Below are 4,521 nucleotides of genomic sequence, written 5' to 3' on the forward strand. Positions count from 1 at the left end.
TACTCCTAAAAGGTAGTCGGGCCATAATTTACCTGAGGTTTTTATTGTTTTGATATCGCATTCAAAATCATCTTGAAAGTCTAGCGAGTGTATTTTTATTAATCCATCATTACGCTTTTGTATGCCTAGGTAAATGGCTTTATTAATTGCAGCTGGAAGCACATATCCTAGATTATAGTCAGTATGCTCACCTATCAGATTGATTCTTCCCGGCGAACGAACTATTAGGGGTTCCTGAGCGAAAAGCTCTTGAAATTTCACTTTTATATTATCCGGGTAATTGGAAATAGGAATCATTTTTTTGCGCGTTCTATTTTCAAATATCTTCTTTTATTCCCGTTTTTTAATGGGTGCTGGATTTTTATTGTTATTTGATTTTTTAGGACGATAAAGGCAGATTTTTTATTAGTATTTAACTCGATTTTTTTATATATATATTTGTCTGATGACTAAATAAAATATATTCCCATTAATCTATTATCATGACACAATTCTATACAATATTGGTTTTAAACTTGATTTTAATGTTTCTTTCAATTATATCAATCAAAACTCTTTATTCCAATAAATTAATTGACAAATCTAATAGAAACTCACTTATACTTATATCTGTTTTATTTCCAATTGGTGGAATTATTACAATCGTTTTGAAATATAGAAGAATGATAAATCATTTGGCAATATTAAAAGATATTAATTCAAAGTAAATTAACGTTGTTCGTACAAAAAAATTTAAAAAGGGGGATGTTTTTACAAGCCCTTTTTTGTTTACATCAACTCATCAAACGAGCGATAAATTTGTGCTCTTAACCGCTAGGACCCAAATTTTCCTATGATTTGTAGCTTTTTATGAGGGTAAAATTTATGTTTTATCATCATAATTCATTTTTATTATTTCTAAATTTGCATTCTAATTCCTATACATGAGATTTTCCCCTATTATACTTTCCTTCTTTTTATTAATCAATCCAATTATAGTATTTGCTCAGAAAACATATACTTTAACTGGGACGGTTGCGAAAGAGGAAATTGATGTGCTTTATTTAACTAAAAGTAATTTCTTCCAAGCTGCATCCAGCTCTAAGGCAGAAAAAATAGCGGTAGTAAACGGTAAATTTAGTATATCAGGCCCAATTACTGAACCAATTCCGGTTTTTATTTCACTTAGTGAAGATTATCAAAAAGATGGAATTCAATCAAAGCAGTTTGTTTTAGATCAAGGGATTATCCGCATTGATATTAAAGCGAATCTTAGCGATGCTACCGTTGTTGGTTCGAAAGCTCATGATGATATTATTCGTTATAATTTAGAGCAAACTCCATATTCGGATAGCTTGAATGCGGTCAATCAGGAGGCTCAAAGAGTGTCGATGTCGGGATTACCTGCAGATTCTGTGCGTTCAATGTTTCGCAAACCATTCCGTAATGCAACAAATGCACTTACAGATTTTCAAAAGAATTTCGTTAAGAATAATCCTAGCTCCTATATTTCGCTTTTAATTATTCCCAATATAGTTAGTGCAACAAGTAATTTCGTGGAAGCGGAGGAGCTTTTAAATGCTTTAGATGATAATGTTGAGAGCACATCCACTGCGGTAGGTTTAAGAGAATACATTGCAGGACAAAAGAAAACATCAATTGGTTCTATTGCTCCTGAATTTGCGATGGCTGATAGCGCTGGGACTAAAATTGACTTATCCTCATTAAGAGGTAAATATGTGCTTTTGGATTTTTGGGCAGCTTGGTGTGGGCCTTGCCGACAAGAGAATCCGAATGTGGTGAATGCATTTAAAATGCATAAGAATAGTGGTTTTACCGTTTTTGGAGTATCCCTCGACAGAGATAGAAAAAGTTGGTTAAAAGCTATTAAGGATGATCAATTAGACTGGCAACATGTATCTGACCTTAAATATTGGGCTAATGAAGCTGCGCTTTTATATGGAATAAGTAGTATTCCCAGAAATTTCTTGTTAGGACCTGATGGTAAGATCATTGCTCGCGATTTACGCGGACAGGATTTACAAGATAAGCTTAAAGAAATTTTTCCTTTAAAGAAATAAGTAATTGTTTATTTAAGCTCCATTAGATCTACTCCGATATCTGGACGGAAGTAGCGACCATCAAAATAGATTCTACCGGCATCCGCAGTAGCACATTGTACGGCATCAAATAAATTATCTTGCAAAGAAGTAACGGCAATTACTCTACCGCCGCTCGACTTCACCAATCCATTTTCCAATTCTGTTCCTGCATGGAATGCAGTAGAATGCCTCATGTTTTCAATTCCCGAAATTACTTTCCCTTTGGAATATTCTCCGGGATAACCGCCTGCTACAATCATGACGGTTGCGGCAGTTTTTGAAGATATTTTTAGTTCTTTTTCTGATAAATTTTCATTTGCTACACCCAAAAAAAGATCAACTAGGTCGCTCTCAATTCTTGGGATCACGCTTTCAGTCTCCGGATCACCCATGCGCACATTGTATTCAATCACGTAAGGTTCTCTTCCCTGAGGAGTATCTGTAGCCATTAGGCCTATAAAAATGAATCCTTTATAAGGAATATTATCTTTTTTCAATCCCTCAACCGTAGGAATGATCACGCGGTCTTCCACCTTTTTCATAAATTCTGCATCCGCAAATGAAACTGGAGAAACAGAACCCATCCCGCCAGTATTTAGTCCGGTATCGCCTTCTCCAATACGTTTATAATCTTTGGCTTCGGGCAGAATTTTATAGCTTTTGCCATCTGTTAATACGAAAACAGAAAGCTCAATACCGGTTAAAAATTCTTCAATTACTACGGTGCTACTGGCTTCACCGAATTTAGCATCGGCAAGCATAGACTTAAGTTCTGCTTTAGCATCCTCTAATGTTTCACAAATCAGTACACCCTTTCCCGCTGCAAGTCCGTCGGCCTTTAAAACAATCGGGAGCTTTTGAGTCTCCAAATATGCTAAACCAGCGTCAAGGGTTGATTTATTGAAAGATTTGAATGCTGCTGTAGGAATACCATGTTTGATCATGAACTGCTTAGAGAAATCCTTACTTCCTTCAAGCTGTGCGCCATGCATTTGGGGACCAATAACAGGGATGTGCATTAGGTCTGGGTGGTTAAGAAAAAAATCATGAATGCCTTTTACTAGAGGCTCCTCAGGACCAACAAGCACCATTTTTACATGGTTTTTGAGCACAAACTCAGCTATGCCTTCAAAATCTGTTGGCTTGAGGTTTATATTTTCCCCAAAAGCGGAAGTTCCGGCATTTCCGGGAGCAATAAAAAGTTTTGTTAAGAGGCTGCTTTGTGTGATTTTAGAGGCGAAAGCACTTTCGCGTCCACCTGAGCCGAGTATTAGGATATTCATAGTGTAAAGATAAGTTGAAATAGTTAATGAGCAAGAAAATTTAGTTATCAGTTAGGAGTTATGAGTTGTCGGTTGTCAGGCTGGCGACATCTGCGGGAAAGAATAATTTATGCGGTGTCTGAGGTTCTCGAAGCCAGGATAGCGAAATTTGGAAGACCTTACAATAAATCTCCTGCAGATTTTCGCGGATTAGCGCAGATTAAATCTCGACTGTCCGTAGAATTAAGCGCAGCGTTTACGACTGTCCGTAGAGTTAAGCGCAGCGTCTCTACGGATTTATCAATGTAAGGAGTCTTTAGACTCCTCTACTCAATATAAAGTTTACGACTGTAAATCTAGACTCCCATCACACAAAATCAATTTTAATTAAGCCTTGGCCATTTCCATAATAATCAATACCCGATGAATATAAATAATCTTGTTCAAAATTTACAATTCCCGCCCTAATTGGGTTTTCATGCAAGTATTGCATTCTTGACATTAATATATCTTTCGTAGAACATTCTACTGGATGATTAGTTTGCTGCCAAAATTGAAAATTTTCATTTCGACTATTAAATTTACCTGCTTTCCCAAAAATCCATAGCATCCATTTTTTTCTACTTTCTTTAGGATTATTCTGAATGGCATTTATAATAGCATAAGAGCTAAATTTTTTAAAATCTCTAATTACATCCGAAAGTTTTTTGACGCCATCTGTAGATAAGATTAAATGAATGTGATTACTCATGATGCACCATGCATGTATTTTTAATCCCTTTTTTTCTTGACAAAATTTTAGACTATCTATTAAAATATCTGAATAGGTATTTCTAGTAAAAACATCCACCCATTCAACTACTGTAAAGGTGAGAAAATGTACTGCGTATTGATCTTTGATTTGGAAACCTCTATCCGACATACAGTAAAAACAATTAATAATCAATTGGAAATTAAAAAATAATTTAAAAGATACATGTGTATGTCAATTATTCGTGAAATAGTTATTGAACGGTATTTATTGGGTGATGAACGGTTATGATTTTAATCGGTACGAGTCTGAAGACTCTTATTATTTGCTAATCCGTAGAGACGCTGCGCTTAACTCTACGGACAGTACGCTTAACTTATTATTTGCTAAGTACGAGTCTGAAGACTCTTATTATTTGCTAAGTACG

The 4,521-nt window shown here is 35.5% G+C and carries 4 protein-coding genes; 1 reads left to right on the forward strand and 3 read right to left on the reverse strand.

Going from position 1 to position 4,521, the window contains the following annotated elements; genetic code table 11:
* The coding region (locus ACILQF_RS10820) for a galactokinase family protein (protein ID WP_395627422.1) at positions 1-297 on the reverse strand (297 nt) is incomplete at its 3' end.
* 626 nt (positions 298-923) lie between these two features.
* Here ACILQF_RS10820 and ACILQF_RS10825 point away from each other — a divergent pair.
* On the forward strand, positions 924-2,060 hold the full coding sequence (locus tag ACILQF_RS10825; protein WP_395627423.1) for a redoxin domain-containing protein: 1,137 nt from the start codon (positions 924-926) through the stop codon (positions 2,058-2,060).
* An 8-nt stretch (positions 2,061-2,068) separates the two neighbouring features.
* On the opposite strand, the gene purD is transcribed toward ACILQF_RS10825, so the two are convergent.
* Positions 2,069-3,364 carry a phosphoribosylamine--glycine ligase gene (gene purD, locus ACILQF_RS10830; RefSeq protein WP_395627424.1) on the reverse strand — a complete coding sequence of 432 codons (1,296 nt, stop codon included), beginning with the start codon at positions 3,362-3,364 and terminating at the stop codon, positions 2,069-2,071.
* 346 nt (positions 3,365-3,710) lie between these two features.
* On the reverse strand, positions 3,711-4,265 hold the full coding sequence (locus tag ACILQF_RS10835) for an REP-associated tyrosine transposase (protein WP_395627425.1): 555 nt from the start codon (positions 4,263-4,265) through the stop codon (positions 3,711-3,713).
* Positions 4,266-4,521 lie beyond the last annotated feature (256 nt).

The organism is Daejeonella sp. (genome assembly GCF_044232565.1).
Lineage (GTDB): Bacteria > Bacteroidota > Bacteroidia > Sphingobacteriales > Sphingobacteriaceae > Daejeonella.

What these genes read in the sequence shown, in the direction of transcription:
- ACILQF_RS10825 (WP_395627423.1), top strand. Translation starts at nt 924, where the DNA reads ATGAGATTTTCCCCTATTATACTTTCCTTCTTTTTATTAATCAATCCA.
- purD (WP_395627424.1), bottom strand. Translation starts at nt 3,364, where the DNA reads ATGAATATCCTAATACTCGGCTCAGGTGGACGCGAAAGTGCTTTCGCC.
- ACILQF_RS10835 (WP_395627425.1), bottom strand. Translation starts at nt 4,265, where the DNA reads ATGTCGGATAGAGGTTTCCAAATCAAAGATCAATACGCAGTACATTTT.